Origin of the sequence: Bartonella sp. AC329YNZD (genome assembly GCF_042196685.1) — a bacterium.
Lineage (GTDB): Bacteria > Pseudomonadota > Alphaproteobacteria > Rhizobiales > Rhizobiaceae > Bartonella.
Window position 1 is genome coordinate 54,765 of sequence record NZ_JBHIQS010000002.1, and the last position, 16,401, is coordinate 71,165.

Here is a 16,401-nt window from a genome sequence, read left to right on the forward strand (position 1 = left end):
TCATCAAATATTACGAACTGCACCCTTTGAAGCAGATGTGGTCATCGCTGCATAAGCTTTGAGAGCCTTTGAAATTTTACGCTGACGCTTCTCAACCGGTTGCCAAGCACCTTTTCCTTTTGCTTCCATCTTAGCACGACGCTGCCTCATTTCAATGTCATCAACCAATATATGAATGCTACGATTTGGAATATCAATTTCTATGATATCCCCCTCTTCTACCAACGCAATTTCTCCTCCTTCAGCAGCTTCTGGTGAAATATGTCCTATCGAGAGCCCTGAGCTCCCCCCTGAAAAACGTCCATCCGTAACAAGTGCACAAACCTTGCCCAATCCTTTAGATTTGAGATAACTCGTTGGATAGAGCATTTCTTGCATTCCAGGTCCACCACGAGGACCTTCATAACGGATTAAAACAATTTCACCTGTTTTAATCTTATCCGTTAATATAGCTGAAACAGCTGAATCTTGGCTTTCAAAAATTCTTGCTGGACCTTTAAAGGTTAAAATTGACTGATCAACACCTGCTGTCTTTACAATACAGCCATCTTTTGCAAGATTTCCATAAAGAACTGCCAATCCTCCATCTTGTGAATAAGCATGTTTCCTATCGCGAATCACACCTTTTTCACGATCAAGATCAAGAGTCTCATAGCGACTAGATTGGCTAAAAGCGGTTTGGGTTGGAATGCCACCTGGAGCAGCACGATAAAATGCACGAACTGTTGGTTCATTGGTTTGTTTTACATCCCAACGGTACAAAGCTTCTTTCATCGTTTTTGCGTGAACCGTATAAGTTGACGTATCAATGAGTCCCGCCGCATCCAATTCGCCTAAAAGCCCCATAATACCACCGGCACGATGAACATCTTCCATATGCACATTCGCAACAGAAGGAGCAACCTTGCATAAAACAGGAACACGACGTGAAAGATGATCAATATCCGTCATGGTAAAATCCACCTCACCTTCTTGCGCCGCTGCTAAAAGATGCAGTACTGTATTGGTTGATCCTCCCATGGCAATATCAACGGTCATTGCATTTTCAAAAGCCTTGCGTGAAGCAATAGAGCGTGGCAAAACTGTTTCATCATCTTCTTCATAATAACGCTTGACCAATGTAACAATCTGTTTTCCAGCTTCTTCAAAAAGCATCCGTCGATCTGCATGTGTTGCTAGCATTGATCCATTTCCGGGAAGCGAAAGCCCCAATGCTTCCGTTAAACAATTCATAGAGTTGGCCGTAAACATTCCTGAACAAGAACCACATGTAGGACAAGCAGCGCGCTCCATTTCAGCAACTTCTTCTTCTGAATTCTGTTCTGAAGCTGCTGCGACCATGGCATCAACCAAATCAACCATTAGATCTTGATCTTTCCATTTAATCTTACCTGCTTCCATAGGACCGCCTGAAACAAAGATTGTTGGAATATTCAACCGTAAAGCAGCCATTAACATACCAGGCGTAATTTTGTCACAATTAGAAATACAGACAAGTGCATCCGCACAATGTGCATTAACCATATACTCTACAGAATCAGCAATAATTTCGCGTGAAGGCAAAGAATAAAGCATTCCATCATGCCCCATCGCAATTCCATCATCTACAGCAATAGTGTTAAACTCTTTCGCAACACCACCAGCAACGGCTATCTGTTGTGCAACCAATTGCCCAAGATCCTTTAAATGGACATGTCCTGGTACAAATTGTGTAAAAGAATTCGCAATCGCAATAATGGGTTTACCAAAATCTGCATCTTTCATCCCTGTTGCACGCCAAAGACCGCGGGCTCCTGCCATATTACGCCCGTGAGTCGATATTCTTGAACGGTAAGAAGGCATTATTTTTTTCCCCTCAAATAATTCCATTTTTCTTGTTGTGCTGTAACTTCATTATAAAAACAAGAGCTTTAGTATTCAAAAGAGAAAAATACCTTGGACTGAGACATTTGAAGCACAAAATTAAAAGATTTGCATCAACTTCCTCATAAAGCTTTTGTTTTTTCTATTCCTTATCAATCAACATCTCATCTCTGCGTAACTCTATGTTTGAGAAAAATGTCAAGACGATTCAGTGCAGTATGAACTGTTCTAGATTTTTGTATGCCAGATTTGATGGCTATATTGCGTATATCTATTTGCGTAATTTCTGAAATTGGAAAGAATATAAAGGCATCGTGGTAAAAATCTATCATCTCCTTACAATTCAGCTTTACACCTTTCAAAAGCTTCCATAGTAATATCTTTTAAATAATGATGAGGCGCTGTCTCATACTTTTGTTTTTCACACTCTTCAATGGAGTTACCCCCTTAGGAAGAACAAAACACACCAAACAAAATACACTTGTATTGCCAATTTACGCATTCGTTTTAAAGAAACATTTCTCACTGCGCTCGAACTCAGTTCATGACAGCGCCCATAAAGGTATAACGGCCCTCGTGAATAATATAAACTTATGAGAAGCATCCTCACCACTTATGAAGAAGAAAACAAACACCATCATACATTTTACTCATCCCCAATGTTGCGAAGTCCTTGGCAATTAAGACAATTAAAAAGAGAGATTTTTATTCCTTTCTTCAAGTGTTTTTATCCACATGGCTCTCCTTGCTTATGACATCAAGCAAGTGACTTTAATTGTTTTAACATAAGAAGATCTCAAATGAGAGAACCTTATGATATTCGGGACTCTCATTCCAGTTGTAAAAAAATTAATTATGAATATAAATCAATGTCTTATATCATTATACCCTTTATGAGAAAAACGAATAGAATTTATAAAGAACTCCGTTTTTCTCGTAAGGAAATCTAGTGCAGAGTTACAATTTGTAGTTCATGCTCATTGGCTCCAGCAAGAGCGATAGAGCGTTCATCGGATAAAATGATAGGATAACCTGTTTCACCAAAGAGAGCCCATATGGTAATGCCTGGGGTCATTGGTGGAAGATCAGGAAAGTTTTTAGCCAAGTCATCTGTACAAACTTTTTTTAAATAGGCAATTTGTCCCGCATCAGAGTAGGCTGTGTTCTGAAACGATAAGTTTTGTTTATGTTCTCCCATTTCACGGTTCCTTTACGCCTTAACTTTTATGACTCACCACTACTGACTTTAATTGGAATCTGTTTTATTTCTTTTTTTAATCTTGGTTGATACAGATTAATTGATAAAAGACCATTTTTCAACTCCGCATTTGTGACATGCATCCCTTCCGCAAGAATAAAGATTCGCTGGAATTGTCGCGCAGCTATACCGCGATATAAATATTGATGATTTTGGTTGTCTGTTTGTTTACCATGAATAACCAATTGATTATCATCGAGCAAAATATTAAGATGATTAATCTTAAATCCAGCAACAGCCAAAGTTATCCGGATATGATTTGCATCATCGTTTTTATGTAAACGTTCAATGTTATAGGCTGGGTAAGCTTCATCAGCTTTACCGATACGTTGCAATGTTTTTTCTACGGTTTCAAATCCTAAAAGAAAAGGATTGGAGAAAGGCGTCACATGTGTCATTCATGAGTATCCTCTTTGAAAAGCGGCGTTACTTGACCAAACTCTATACAAAGTGTTCGCTGCATTCCTCTCATATGGCGAGCGTAAATGATAACTTCAAGAGAGAAAATTAAGAGAGTTCAATGACTCAACGTACCATAAAATTATCAAAAGCGCGAAATTTATCTAGTATATTATATAATAAAGATGAAGTTGCAGAAATATTTCGCCGTTTTTCTGTGCAACGCCCAGCGCCTAAGAGTGATCTTATCTATACAAATATTTTTACGCTTTTGGTGGCAGTTGTACTTTCAGCTCAAGCGACAGATGTAAGCGTTAATAAAGCGACAAAAGAATTATTTCGCCTTGCTGATCAACCGGAAAAAATGGTTGCATTAGGGGAAGAAGAAATAGCACTTCATATCCGTTCAATCGGTCTTTGGCGAGCAAAAGCACGCAATATTTATGCACTTTGCAACTGTTTAATTAATCAATATGGCGGTCAAGTCCCTGATACGCGTGAAGCACTTATGTCCCTCCCTGGAGTGGGACGAAAAACGGCTAATGTTGTTTTGAATGTTGCTTTTGGTCAACCTACATTGGCAGTAGATACACATATTTTTCGCTTAAGCAATCGTCTTGGTTTAGCGCCTGGCAAAACACCAGAGATTGTCGAAAAAAAATTATTAAAGATTATACCGATCTATTATCTTCGTCATGCGCATCATTGGCTAATTTTACATGGACGCTATATTTGTCAAGCACGTCAAGCAAAATGTGCGCAATGCATTATTGCCGATTTATGTAAAGCCGCAAGCAAAACAAATGCTATTCCGGCACCTCTGGTTGAAATTCAAGGCAATGGAGCGCCCATTTTTTTATAATACGGTCTTGCTATTTTGTGTATACTAGCTTATGAGAACATTTTTGGAACCGCCCGGCAGGGCATGCCGTGGCTGTTTAAATGCTTGTTCAAGCGTTGGTCCGCTTGATCAAATAAAATGTTTGATTGAATCAATTAATGTATGGAGTAGCAAAATGCCCAAGATGAAGACCAAATCATCCGCTAAAAAGCGGTTTAAAATCACTGCGTCAGGCAAAATTAAAGTAGCAGCTGCTGGTAAGCGCCACGGCATGATTAAGCGTTCGAATAAATTTATTCGCGATGCACGTGGAACAATGGTTTTGTGTGAACAAGATGCTAAAAAAGTCATTCAGCATTATTTGCCGAATGGTATTTAAACCTTACGCTTTTGATTTTGAGGAGATTATAATATGGCTCGTGTGAAAAGAGGTGTGACAGCACACGCTAAGCACAAAAAAGTTCTTAAACAAGCTGAAGGCTTTTATGGTCGACGTAAAAATACCATTCGTGCTGCTAAAGCAGCAGTTGATCGTTCAAAGCAGTATGCTTATCGTGACCGCAAAAATAGAAAGCGTACTTTCCGTGCTTTGTGGATTCAGAGAATTAATGCGGCTGTTCGTGCAGAAGGTTTAACTTATGGACGTTTTATTGATGGCTTATCAAAAGCTGGTATTGAAGTTGATCGTAAGGTTCTTTCAGACATAGCAATCCACGAGGCGGAAGCATTTTCTGCTCTAGTCGCTTCAGCAAAAAAAGCTTTAGAATATTTAAAAGACACAACACCTAATGCTTTTGAAGGCGCTGTCAAGTAAGCCAGTCGTGTTCTCTTAAAGCATTTATTTATTCGAGGTCCCGTGCTGGCTATTGCGAGTGCGGGTTTTTCTTTATTAGAAAATAGGCAAAAATATGAATGATATTGAGCGTCTGGAACAAGAAATTTGTTTAGCCTTAGAGGCAGCAGGTGATGAACAAGCACTTGAAACAGTGCGTATTTCAGCATTGGGTAAAAAAGGTAGTATCTCTGAAAAATTAAAAGAATTAGGAAAAATGGATGCTGGCGAGCGCCATAAAGTTGGACCTGTTCTTAATGGATTAAAAAATCGCATTTTAGAATTATGGGCACAAAAGCGTGATCTTCTGAAAAGACAGGCACTGGATGCCCGTCTTTCTCGTGAAACAGTTGATGTTACCTTGCCTGTTCGCTCTTCACCTATAGAAAGGGGACGCATTCATCCTATTTCACAAGTGATTGAGGAAATTATTGCCATTTATACGAAGTTGGGTTTTTCTCTTGCCGAAGGTCCAGATATTGAAACAGATTATTATAATTTTACAGCATTGAATTTTCCTGAAGGGCATCCAGCGCGTGAAATGCATGATACCTTCTTTTTTGATGTTGATAAAATGGGAGAGAGAAAATTATTGCGAACCCATACATCACCCGTACAAATTCGTACACTAGAAAAACAAAAAGCACCGATACGGATCATTATTCCTGGAAAAACTTACCGCATGGATTCGGATGCAACGCATTCTCCTATGTTCCATCAGGTAGAAGGTCTTGTCATTGATAAAACCTCCACCATTGCCCATATGATGTGGCTACATGAAACCTTTTGTAAAGAATTTTTTGAAGTTCCCTCTGTAAAAATGCGTTTTCGTCCCTCTTTTTTCCCTTTTACCGAACCATCTATGGAAGTGGATATTCAATGTGATCGTTCTGGTTCAGAAATAAAATTTGGTGAAGGACAGGGTTGGTTGGAAATTTTAGGATGCGGAATGGTGCATCCTCATGTGTTGAAAAATGTTGGTTTAGATCCCGATGAATATCAAGGCTTTGCATGGGGAATGGGCATTGATCGTATTGCCATGTTGAAATACGGTATGCCTGATTTGCGGGCTTTTTTTGATGCTGACCTGCGTTGGTTAGACCATTATGGCTTTCGTTGCTTTGATATGCCTGCTTTTTTTCCTAATAGAAATGTGTGATCTTAGTCATCGCTTTCATGTGAGGTTTTAAAATGAAGTTTACATTGTCCTGGTTAAAAGATCACTTAGAGACAAATGCATCTTTGGATGAAATTTGTGAAAAATTAACCGCTATCGGTCTTGAGGTTGATCACGTTGATGATCGGTCTTCTTTAAAAGGTTTTGTGATTGCAAAAGTTTTAACAGCAATAAAACATCCTGATGCCGATAAACTTCAAATTTTATCAGTGGATACAGGAACTGCTACACCTGTTCAAGTTGTCTGTGGAGCCCCAAATGCACGAGCAGGTCTTATTGGTGTTCTGGCACTACCAGGCACTTATATTCCAGGACTTGATGTAACATTATCTGTAGGAAAAATCCGCGGTGTTGAAAGTTTTGGGATGATGTGTTCGCAAGCGGAGCTTGAATTAACAAATGAGCATGACGGGATTATCGAACTTCCAGAAGATGCACCTATTGGAGATTCATTTGCAGCTTATGCTGGTTTAGATGATCCGATCATTGATATTGGTTTGACCCCCAATCGTTCCGATTGTACAGGTGTTCGCGGTATTGCCCGTGATCTTGCTGCCGCTGGAATGGGAAAATTAAAAGAATTATCCTTGTCAAAACTTGAGCCTTCTTTTGAAACACCTCTCGATGTTTCATTAGATTTTTCGCAAGGTTCATCATTATGTTTAGGTTTCGCTTGGCGTGAAGTACGCAATGTTCAAAATGGCGAATCACCACAGTGGATGCAACAGCGTTTGAATGCAATTGGTTTGAGACCGATTAATGCGCTTGTTGATATGACCAATTACATCAGTTTTGACCTTGGTCGTCCACTCCATGTTTTTGATGCAGATAAAATTAAAGGTAATTTGTGTGTACGTTGTGCTCGTGAGGAAGAACAGCTTCAAGCACTAAACGGAAAAGTCTATCATCTGGGCGCTAAGAATTGTGTCATTGCAGATGACGAGGGGGTTGTTTCGATTGCCGGTATCATGGGCGGTGAAAGAACGAGTTGTGATGAAACAACACATCGCGTGATTATTGAATCGGCGCTTTGGGATGCGCAAAGCATTGCACAAACAGGAAGAGCATTAAGTCTTATCAGTGATGCACGTTATCGATTTGAACGAGGTGTTGATCCGGCTTTTATAGAAACAGGGCTTGAAATTGCAACAGAATTGGTCTTACGTCTTTGTGGTGGTGAAGTATCTAAGAAGAGGATCATCGGCTATCAACAACAAGAAATCAAACAGATCGCTTTTCCTTTTTCTGAAATTAAACGTTTAACAAATTTGGAAATAGAGCCTGAAAAAGTCGTCTCTATTTTAACAAAACTCGGATTTTTTGTTGAAGGAAAAGGAGATGTCGTTACGGTAAAAGTACCATCATGGCGCCCTGATATTATGGGTAAAGCCGATTTGGTGGAAGAGGTTATGAGAATTTATGGGTTAGATAAAATTAAACCTATTCCTTTGGAAAACTTTGCAGAAGGAAAAGATCAAATTTTAACATGCGCACAAATTCGTTCACGTGCTACACGTTTGGCTCTAGTGCAACGTGGTATGAAAGAAGCGGTAACATGGTCTTTTATTTCTGAAAATCAAGCTCTTGCTTTTGGAGGAGGTCAAGAAGAGCTTAAATTAGTTAATCCTATTGCTGCTGATATGTCAGTAATGCGTCCTTCCCTTTTACCTGGTTTGATTATGGCGGCACAGAGAAATGCTGATCGTGGTTTTTCCGATCTTTCTTTGTTTGAAGTTTCAAGTATTTATGAGGGTGACACCCCTGATAAACAACACCGTGTTGTTAGTGGAGTTCGTCGCGGAACAGAGCAATTTAAAGGGGCAGGGCGTTTTTGGAATGGAAATGCAACCGTCGTTGATGTTTTTGATGCCAAAGCAGATGCTTTAGCTGTTTTAGAAGCATGTGATATGGATGTTGGGAAAGTGCAGATTGAAGTTGGAGCACCTGATTGGTATCATCCAGGTCGTTCAGGTGTCATAAAACTTGGATCAAAGATTATTCTTGGTTTTTTTGGTGTTTTTCATCCTGCTACATTAGAAACGTTAGATGTCAGTGGTCCTTTATGCGGCTTTGAAATTTTTCTAGACCGAATTCCAGAATCAAAGAAAAAAACGACCAAAAGCCGTCCTCCTTTGAAACTCTCACCTTTTCAAATGGTGCGGCGTGATTTTGCCTTTATAGCGGATAAAACTGTTGCCTCTTCTCTTATTATTCGGGCGGCAAGTGGAGCTGATAAAAAACTTATTCATTCAGTGCAGGTTTTTGATATTTTTGAAGATTTAAGCTTTGGTGAAGATAAAAAATCTGTTGCAATTGAAGTAACTATTCAGCCCATAGAACGGACTCTAACAGATGAAGATTTAGAAAAGCTTGCCTCAAAGATCGTGGATAATGTTACCAAAATGACAGGTGCATATTTACGCTACTGAGTATTCTCATTTTTTATGAGATATTTTACATGAAGTGGGAGCATTTTTGAGTGCTCCCTTTTTGTTTGGCATTCAAGAGCTATAGAACTTCTTGAAAGGGGATCTCTTTACTAAAACAAGCTGCTTAAATTATCAATTTTTTCAATATGAAAAAACTGTTTTTAAACATCTTGAAAAGTTATTTTTTCTCTTAATCCTTCATTGCAAATGTAAAAGATAACTGCTATTGCTAAATGATAATGCAAATTATTTGCAATAAAAAGAAGGCATATAAAGGAAAGAGAGCATCAATGAACGTAAGAACATTTTTCACCATAGTTTTTGGAAGTGTTATTTTTTTTACACCCAATTTTGCTTTGTGTGCTGGTAAATTTAAAGCTGTTACGACATTTACTATCATTGCTGATATGGCACGCAATGTAGCAGGTGATGCCGCTGATGTTGAATCCATTACAAAACCAGGTGCGGAAATTCATGAATATCAACCCACCCCACGCGATCTTATGCGTGCTCAGGGAGCTAACCTTGTATTGTGGAATGGTTTAGAGTTAGAGCTTTGGTTTGAAAAGTTTTTTCAAAATATCAAGGATGTTCCAAGTGTTGTTGTTTCAAAAGGTATTCTACCCATTAAAATTGGTGAGGGCCCTTTTAGCGGTAAACCCAATCCTCATGCGTGGATGTCACCAACCTCTGCTTTGATTTACGTTGATAATATTCGCGATGCTTTTGTAAAATATGACCCTGAACATGCTGAAATTTATAAAGAGAATGCTGAAATTTATAAACAGAAAATTCGTGCAACGATTGATCCAATTAGAGCTGAATTAGAAGCCGTACCGCAAGATAAGCGTTGGCTTGTGACCAGTGAGGGGGCTTTTAGCTATTTGGCGCGTGATTTTGATCTAAAAGAACTTTATTTATGGCCCATCAATGCTGACCAACAAGGAACACCACAGCAGGTCAAGCATGTTATTGATATGGTTCGCAAATACAATATTCATGCAGTTTTTTCTGAAAGCACTATTTCCCCTGCGCCTGCTAAGCAGGTTGCCAGAGAAACAGGGGCTAAATACGGTGGTGTTCTCTATGTTGATTCTCTGAGTGAGAAAAATGGTGAGGTCCCCACTTATATTGATTTATTACGTGTCACGAGTGGGCGTATTAGCAAGGCTCTAGCAGAGGGAGTAAAAAGCCAATGACGGAATGTGGAATATTTGCCCAAGGGGTAACGGTAACTTATCGTAATGGACATACAGCTTTACGCGAAGTGAATTTTGAAAGTCCAAAGGGTTCTATTACGGCATTGGTTGGTGTTAATGGATCCGGTAAGTCAACGTTATTTAAAGCGATTATGGGGTTTGTACGCCCCTCAAAGGGAAAAATTCGCATGTTTGATTTGCCCGTTGATGTAGCTTTGAAAAAAAATCTTATTGCTTATGTTCCTCAAAGTGAAGATGTCGATTGGAATTTTCCTGTTTTGGTTGAAGATGTTGTATTGATGGGGCGGTACGGTCATATGAATTTCTTTCGCTATGCCCGTACACAAGATTATGAAGCCGTTCGTATTGCTTTAGAACGTGTTGATATGCTGGCTTTTGCTAAGCGCCAAATTGGAGAACTTTCTGGTGGACAGAAAAAGCGTGTTTTTCTAGCACGCGCTCTTGCACAAAAAGCAAAAGCTATTTTATTAGATGAGCCGTTTACAGGGGTTGACGTTACAACAGAAGATAAAATCATTGCTTTGTTACAAGATCTTCGTAAAGAAGGAGCTGTGATCTTGGTTTCAACTCACAATTTGGGCTCTGTTCGTGAATTTTGTGATCATACGGTTTTAATAAAAGGAACAGTGTTAGCTTCCGGATTAACTGAAAAAATCTTTACAAAGCAAAATCTGGAAAAAACTTTTGGAGGGTCTTTGCACCACCATATTTTTGATCTTCAAAGCACAAAAAAAAATGATGTTTTCATGGGAAGAAAGCAGTCTGCAGTTTGTGAAGATATTGAAAGAGTGGAGCACGTTGCATGATTTCTTGGTTGCTTGAGCCACTGAGCTATCAATATATGGTGAATGCAATGTGGGTTTCTGGGTTAGTTGGGTGTGTTTGTGCCTTTCTTTCGGCTTTTTTGATGTTAAAAGGTTGGTCATTGATTGGTGATGCACTTTCCCATTCGATTGTTCCTGGTGTAGCAGGAGCTTACCTTTTAGGGTTACCTTTTTCACTCGGCGCTTTTTTTTCTGGTGGTCTTGCAGCAGCAGCAATGCTCTTTTTTAACCATCGAACAAAACTTAAAGAAGATACCATTATTGGGCTCATTTTTTCTTCCTTTTTTGCCTTTGGGTTATTTCTCAAATCATTAAAACCAATGGCTGTTAATATTGATACGATTGTTTTGGGAAATATTTTAGCAGTTAGTTCAACAGATATCCTACAATTGGCTTTTATCGGCTTTTTTTCTTTGCTTATATTGCTTTTGAAATGGAAAGATCTTCTTGTTTCATTATTTGATGAAACGCATGCGCACGCCATTGGATTAAACGTAAAGTTTTTAAAGATTCTCTTTTTCACATTGCTGGCCGCTTGTACGGTTGCTGCCATGCAAACCGTTGGAGCGTTCTTAGTCATTTGTCTTGTTGTGACACCTGGGGCAACAGCCTATCTTTTAAGTGATCGTTTCGTAAATGTCTTGATTATTGCAGTTATAATTGGAACATTCACAAGTGTCTTGGGTGTTTATGTAAGTTATTTTTTGAATGCGCAAACAGGTGGGGTTGTAGTACTTTTTCAAGCATTTTTATTTATTTTGGCTTTTATTTTTGCTCCTAAACACGGATTTATTGCTGCACGCTTACGTATAAATGCGGCAAAAAAGGGTGTGATATTATCATGATTGATCAATTACTGCTTCCGTTTCAATTTTCTTTTATGCTTAAAGGTATGCTTATTGCCATGATTCTTTCTGTTCCAATGGCAATGCTTTCCTGCTTTCTTATCTTAAAAGGATGGGCACTGTTAGGCGATGCCATTTCCCATGCAGTTTTTCCCGGTGTTGTTGTTGGTTATATGACAACACCATGGGTAATCGCATTTTTAACTTCTTTGCCATTTGCTTGGATTCAGCATATGCGTCCCGAGAATATTACAATGACTTTGATTACTTGCGGTGCTTTTGTTGCAGGAATGGTGTGTGCACTATTAACGGGTTTTTTAGGAAGCAATAGCCGTATCAAACAGGACACGGTGATGGGTGTGGTCTTTTCTTCAATGTTTGGTTTAGGGCTTGTTTTAGCCACCTCTATTTATAGTAGCTTAGATTTAAATCATATTCTATTTGGTAATCTCTTAGGTGTTAACTGGCTTGATATTACGCAGACAGCAATTATTTCTATTGTTGTCACTTTTATTTTAGCAGCAAAATGGCGTGACTTTATGCTGTATATTTTTGATTCAATTCAAGGTCGTGCAATGGGATTACCAATATCTCTACTCCACTATACCCTTCTAACAATGATTTCTCTTACAATTGTTGCGGCTTTGAAAGCTGTAGGTATCGTGCTCGTTATTTCTTTACTGATAGCACCAGGAGCAATTGCCTATCTTGTCACAAAGCGGTTTTCTTTTATGTTAATAATCGCGATACTTGTTGCCGCTTTTTCTGGTTTTTTAGGGATTTATCTCAGCTTATTTATCGGCTCTGATTCTGCTTCCACAATTGTGTTAATCTTAACATTGATTTTTATTGCTATTTTCATGATGATTTTCTTTCGTCAAAACACAGTTCAAGAAACTTGAAGATAATAAAATTCTCGCATATCAGCCATGCATTTTTATGTATTGTCTCTCGTGCCTATTTTAGTTAGAGACTGGATCGCCAGGTTATTTTCCTCCTAATGCCTAGCAATTGAATGCAGTGTATATTCTCCCCCCAAGACTGCATTTTAATTAAGAGGCTGCATTGATTTATTCTGCAGCCTTTTTATTTTTTTCTAAAACTTTTTCTCATTTCTTGAAATCATTTAAAATGATTATCATATTGCGTAAACTATTCGGTATTTTCAAGGAACTTATGACAGAAAAAATGCTTACGCATGAAGTGATAGAGAGTGATTGTGCACTCAAACATCTGAACAATAAGAAAATAGATACAGTGTTTTTATGTAGAGTTTTGCGTAGAGGAAAATAGTACGAGACGAATGAAAAAAGACTTGAAGATATCGCACCCTTTGCGTATCTGCTATTATATAGCAGGGTGGGCAATGGTTATATTAGGTATTATCGGCGTAGTATTACCTATTATGCCAACTGTGCCTTTTTTGTTGGTTGCCTCATGGTGTTTTACGCGTTCTTCTCCACGTTTTCATCAATGGTTGAATAATCATCGTATTTTCGGTCCCCCTATTAAGCGATGGGAAGAAAAAAAAGCAATCTCTCCATTCGTTAAAGTTTTTGCAATGATGAGTATGACAGGTGGTTTTTTATCCTTTTTCTTGATGATACATCCTCCTTTATGGTTTTCTTTATTCACTGGGGTTATATTATTGTTGATTGCTGTTTATATTGTAACGCGTCCATCTTCATAATGATGGCAAATACTTTATGAGATGCTCTTTTTAACTTTGACTTATTTGTAAAAACTATTGAGAGAGCGGCTTTTCAAGTTTTAGATATTACCTCTCCATATCCAAGATACCTATGAAATAACAAGCTTTTTTAAAGAAACTAATCAATTGTAGCTAGCCAGCAGGTTTTGTATATTTTGCCACTCGGTTTTGTACCAATTTATTTTTTTCAAAGTTTTTCTAAGATTCGTAATTTCTTATGAATCATCCATTGGATTGGGAGCTTAGATCTAAGATAATAATTTTTAACTTATACGGATTTTTTACAGCCCCCGTATAAAAGATTAATTAGAAATTATGAACAATGACAAGAAAAACAAATGTTAAACAAATCAAAAATTGACTTATCATTAGAGAATAATTTTTGTTCAAAAGTACGTCTTTACCAAAATTGCGCCCTAAAATGAAGGTTGTTGATTTTTCAAATGGCGTGTCTTCTATTAATTCAACATTTGCTTCAGATACATTCAATATTATCTCTGCTAAAAATTTACAAGAAACTATACCTGTAGAGCAAGCAAAATCTATAATCGATTCCTTTAATGCGCAGAAACTACCTTTAGCTTGGTGGGTTGGACCTCATTCGTCTCATTATAAAGTTGATGAAGTTCTCTTATCTATTGGCTTAGAGCATGTTGAAACAGAGGTAGGAATGGCAGCTTTAGCGCAAGATATAGACTCACATGTTACTTCTATGCCGGATAACTTCAAAATCAAAGAAGTTGAATCTCTTCAAGATTTTAGAGATTACGGAAATGTTATGGCATCAGTATTCGAGCCTTTTGATGAAGAAGCGGTTATATTTTATGAAACAATAGGCCGTTGTTATAAAAAAGACTCTGATGTAGAGATGTTCGTTGGTTATATAAATAATAATCCTGTAGCAATATGTTTTTGTATTAAAGCGGATGGGATTGGTGGAGTGTATGATATTGTCACCAAGCCGGATTTTCAGAAAAGAGGTGTTGGGACATTCATGACAAAAATTGCTATTGAGCATTTAAAAAGAAAGAGATGTCATATTATTGGTATGCAAGCCTTTCACGAGGGAATTAGCATTTATAAAAAATTGGGTTTTACAAACTTTGGTGAATTTAAAATTTATTCCAATAAACACATAGTGGTTTAGCTATGAACTCTTTTTTTGCTCATCAATTAAAAGAATTTATTATTTTCAACAAAACTCAAATATGATCAAGCAATCGATATAACCAAGGAAGCTTGGCCAATCCCCTTTAATACTGATAGTGAAAATCTAAAATCAGTTATTACAAATATAATTGTTTTAATATAATTGTTTTAAATGACTCACTCAAATTTTCTTATTTTTTTTACTTTGTCTTAAAAAAGATATCTATCACAAATCTAAATTGGATAAGTAAAAATTTTTTATTTGATATGATCTATAATTTACTGATTATTACTGATAATTATGGAGAACTCGAAAGCAAATATTTAAAACGACAGTTGCATCATAGTTTGTTAGATGGTTAGTCTGTTAATTAATTAATAAAAAAAATTTTCGCTTTATACAATAACCAAAGGAGCTTAAAAAAACTTTCAAAGATCATTTAAAGCCTCTTTCATGAATCTTTTTCTTTTCTTAAAAATCACAATTTGAGATGATTGGCTCTTGAACCGGAGACAGTTTTTTTAAACCACATGATTAAGATGTATTTACTTCTTTTGTCTTAAATTTGCTAAAGGTTTTTTGGATCTGAAGTACATCATTGAAAGACAGTAGAAACTCCCCCTTAGGTATGCAAAGCATGAAAAACAATTCATTCTTAGCACTATCATAAAGCAATCAGTAATCGGCTTTTATATTGCCCTCTTCATAAAAAGTATCTATGTTTCAAAAAAATATACAAAAAACGAACCTAATTCGCCATCTCAAATAATTAAAATTTTAGTTCATGCATAACCTTTCATTGCATCCAATACCTGTTGACTTATCTCCTGATGGATAAGCCACTGCCATCCATTTGATGTTGTTTTTCGTCCTAATTTAATGGGTATGAAATCGACCTTGTTCTTACGTGCGCAATCAACAAGCATTTAATCATGAGAATTGAAACCAAAAATATGAAGAATACATGGTGGCTTAGGTAAAAAAGCCAACTGCTCAATCAACGTGCAAGAAAATGCATAGGCGGATGAATGAATCCATAATATGCAATATGTTAAGCCCACACCATTGCGTCACAGTTTCTAAAAATTGTGTCTGCGAAGCCGTACAATAATAATCCAACGGCACACACATATAGTTTTTTGCAACACCTCAAGCTGATCCAGACGAGAAAGAAAGCGCGCCGCAATAATCACGTCTTGTGACTTTAGCGACTGACACAAAGGAGCAAGCATCCCCGTGTCACCTACCACTAAATAACGATATTGCTCATCATTTTTTATCATCTCTCCCAGCTTTCTGGTGTAAAAATGCACACATTTCATGAGCAAGCCGCTCACAACGTGTCCATACCTCTTTGCTTATGACTTTCCATGCACGACCTTCATCATCTGATGCAAAATCCTCTTTGGCCGAAGCGACTTGACATTGTAGCGCATACCCATAAAGCGTACGCACCACCGGCAATAAATGTTCACACGGTTGTGCACATCTTTTTGCCGTACTCCCATGAGAAATAAGCCCAACCGGTTTACTTAAAAAGGCATCATAGGCTAAATGATCAAGAGCATTTTTTAAAACACCAGAATAAGATCCTTGGTAAAGGGGGCTAGCGAGTATAACACCATCAGCTGCTGCAATTGTTTTAACAAATTGGCGGACGGCAGCACTTGGATTAGCCTCTACATTATGGTGATAATCTGGATCAGCAATCGGCAAAGGCTGTTCACGTAAATCAACCCAATGAAGAGATGCACCACGCGTCAATAGGCAATCAGCCAAGCAGTTAGCTAAAGCTCTTGTTAACGAGGGTTGACGTATAGATCCCAAAACAATCGCAATATTCAATAGGATT

Annotated in this window: 15 protein-coding genes; 11 read left to right on the forward strand and 4 right to left on the reverse strand. The window is 37.8% G+C overall.

Annotated elements, in window-relative coordinates; translation table 11 throughout:
* Positions 1 to 3: 3 nt before the first annotated feature.
* The 3 genes from ilvD to ACFIMW_RS01495 all read right to left on the reverse strand — a co-directional run bounded on the left by ilvD (position 4) and on the right by ACFIMW_RS01495 (position 3,519).
* A complete protein-coding gene (gene ilvD, locus ACFIMW_RS01485) occupies positions 4 to 1,842 on the reverse strand; it encodes a dihydroxy-acid dehydratase (RefSeq protein WP_375607865.1) in 1,839 nt (612 codons plus the stop codon).
* Positions 1,843 to 2,809: 967 nt separating this feature from the next.
* On the reverse strand, positions 2,810 to 3,061 hold the full coding sequence (locus ACFIMW_RS01490; RefSeq protein WP_375606172.1) for a DUF1150 family protein: 252 nt from the start codon (positions 3,059 to 3,061) through the stop codon (positions 2,810 to 2,812).
* A gap of 26 nt (positions 3,062 to 3,087) precedes the next feature.
* Entirely contained in the window at positions 3,088 to 3,519 is a 432-nt protein-coding gene (locus ACFIMW_RS01495; RefSeq protein WP_375606171.1) for an Hsp20 family protein, read from the reverse strand.
* Positions 3,520 to 3,641: 122 nt separating this feature from the next.
* Here ACFIMW_RS01495 and nth point away from each other — a divergent pair, with 122 nt between their 5' ends.
* The 11 genes from nth to ACFIMW_RS01550 all read left to right on the forward strand — a co-directional run bounded on the left by nth (position 3,642) and on the right by ACFIMW_RS01550 (position 14,546).
* Positions 3,642 to 4,382: an endonuclease III gene (gene nth, locus ACFIMW_RS01500; RefSeq protein WP_375606170.1), complete on the forward strand. Its 741-nt coding sequence runs from the start codon at positions 3,642 to 3,644 to the stop codon at positions 4,380 to 4,382.
* 154 nt (positions 4,383 to 4,536) lie between these two features.
* The gene (gene rpmI / locus ACFIMW_RS01505) at positions 4,537 to 4,740 is read left to right on the forward strand and encodes a 50S ribosomal protein L35 (protein WP_183193590.1); all 204 of its coding nucleotides are present in this window, start codon (positions 4,537 to 4,539) and stop codon (positions 4,738 to 4,740) included.
* 33 nt (positions 4,741 to 4,773) lie between these two features.
* Positions 4,774 to 5,175 (forward strand): 50S ribosomal protein L20, encoded by a 402-nt coding sequence (gene rplT / locus ACFIMW_RS01510; protein ID WP_012754515.1) that lies wholly within the window; start codon positions 4,774 to 4,776, stop codon positions 5,173 to 5,175.
* Positions 5,176 to 5,269: 94 nt separating this feature from the next.
* Positions 5,270 to 6,352: a phenylalanine--tRNA ligase subunit alpha gene (gene pheS, locus ACFIMW_RS01515; protein WP_375606169.1), complete on the forward strand. Its 1,083-nt coding sequence runs from the start codon at positions 5,270 to 5,272 to the stop codon at positions 6,350 to 6,352.
* 32 nt (positions 6,353 to 6,384) lie between these two features.
* Complete coding sequence (pheT, locus tag ACFIMW_RS01520) at positions 6,385 to 8,799, forward strand: phenylalanine--tRNA ligase subunit beta (protein WP_375607866.1); 2,415 nt, start codon at positions 6,385 to 6,387, stop codon at positions 8,797 to 8,799.
* 290 nt (positions 8,800 to 9,089) lie between these two features.
* A complete protein-coding gene (locus ACFIMW_RS01525) occupies positions 9,090 to 9,998 on the forward strand; it encodes a metal ABC transporter substrate-binding protein (RefSeq protein WP_375606167.1) in 909 nt (302 codons plus the stop codon).
* The gene (locus tag ACFIMW_RS01530) at positions 9,995 to 10,825 is read left to right on the forward strand and encodes a manganese/iron ABC transporter ATP-binding protein (protein ID WP_375607867.1); all 831 of its coding nucleotides are present in this window, start codon (positions 9,995 to 9,997) and stop codon (positions 10,823 to 10,825) included. Before ACFIMW_RS01525 ends, ACFIMW_RS01530 begins: the two co-directional genes overlap by 4 nt.
* Positions 10,822 to 11,688, forward strand: coding sequence for a metal ABC transporter permease (locus tag ACFIMW_RS01535; protein WP_375606165.1), 867 nt, complete (start codon positions 10,822 to 10,824; stop codon positions 11,686 to 11,688). Before ACFIMW_RS01530 ends, ACFIMW_RS01535 begins: the two co-directional genes overlap by 4 nt.
* Positions 11,685 to 12,590 carry a metal ABC transporter permease gene (locus tag ACFIMW_RS01540; protein ID WP_375607868.1) on the forward strand — a complete coding sequence of 302 codons (906 nt, stop codon included), beginning with the start codon at positions 11,685 to 11,687 and terminating at the stop codon, positions 12,588 to 12,590. Before ACFIMW_RS01535 ends, ACFIMW_RS01540 begins: the two co-directional genes overlap by 4 nt.
* A 401-nt stretch (positions 12,591 to 12,991) precedes the next feature.
* A complete protein-coding gene (locus ACFIMW_RS01545) occupies positions 12,992 to 13,378 on the forward strand; it encodes a YbaN family protein (RefSeq protein WP_375607869.1) in 387 nt (128 codons plus the stop codon).
* 442 nt (positions 13,379 to 13,820) lie between these two features.
* On the forward strand, positions 13,821 to 14,546 hold the full coding sequence (locus ACFIMW_RS01550; RefSeq protein ID WP_375607870.1) for a GNAT family N-acetyltransferase: 726 nt from the start codon (positions 13,821 to 13,823) through the stop codon (positions 14,544 to 14,546).
* A gap of 1,272 nt (positions 14,547 to 15,818) precedes the next feature.
* Here the strand turns inward: ACFIMW_RS01550 and ACFIMW_RS01555 are convergent.
* Positions 15,819 to 16,394, reverse strand: coding sequence for an NADPH-dependent FMN reductase (locus ACFIMW_RS01555; RefSeq protein WP_375607871.1), 576 nt, complete (start codon positions 16,392 to 16,394; stop codon positions 15,819 to 15,821).
* Positions 16,395 to 16,401 lie beyond the last annotated feature (7 nt).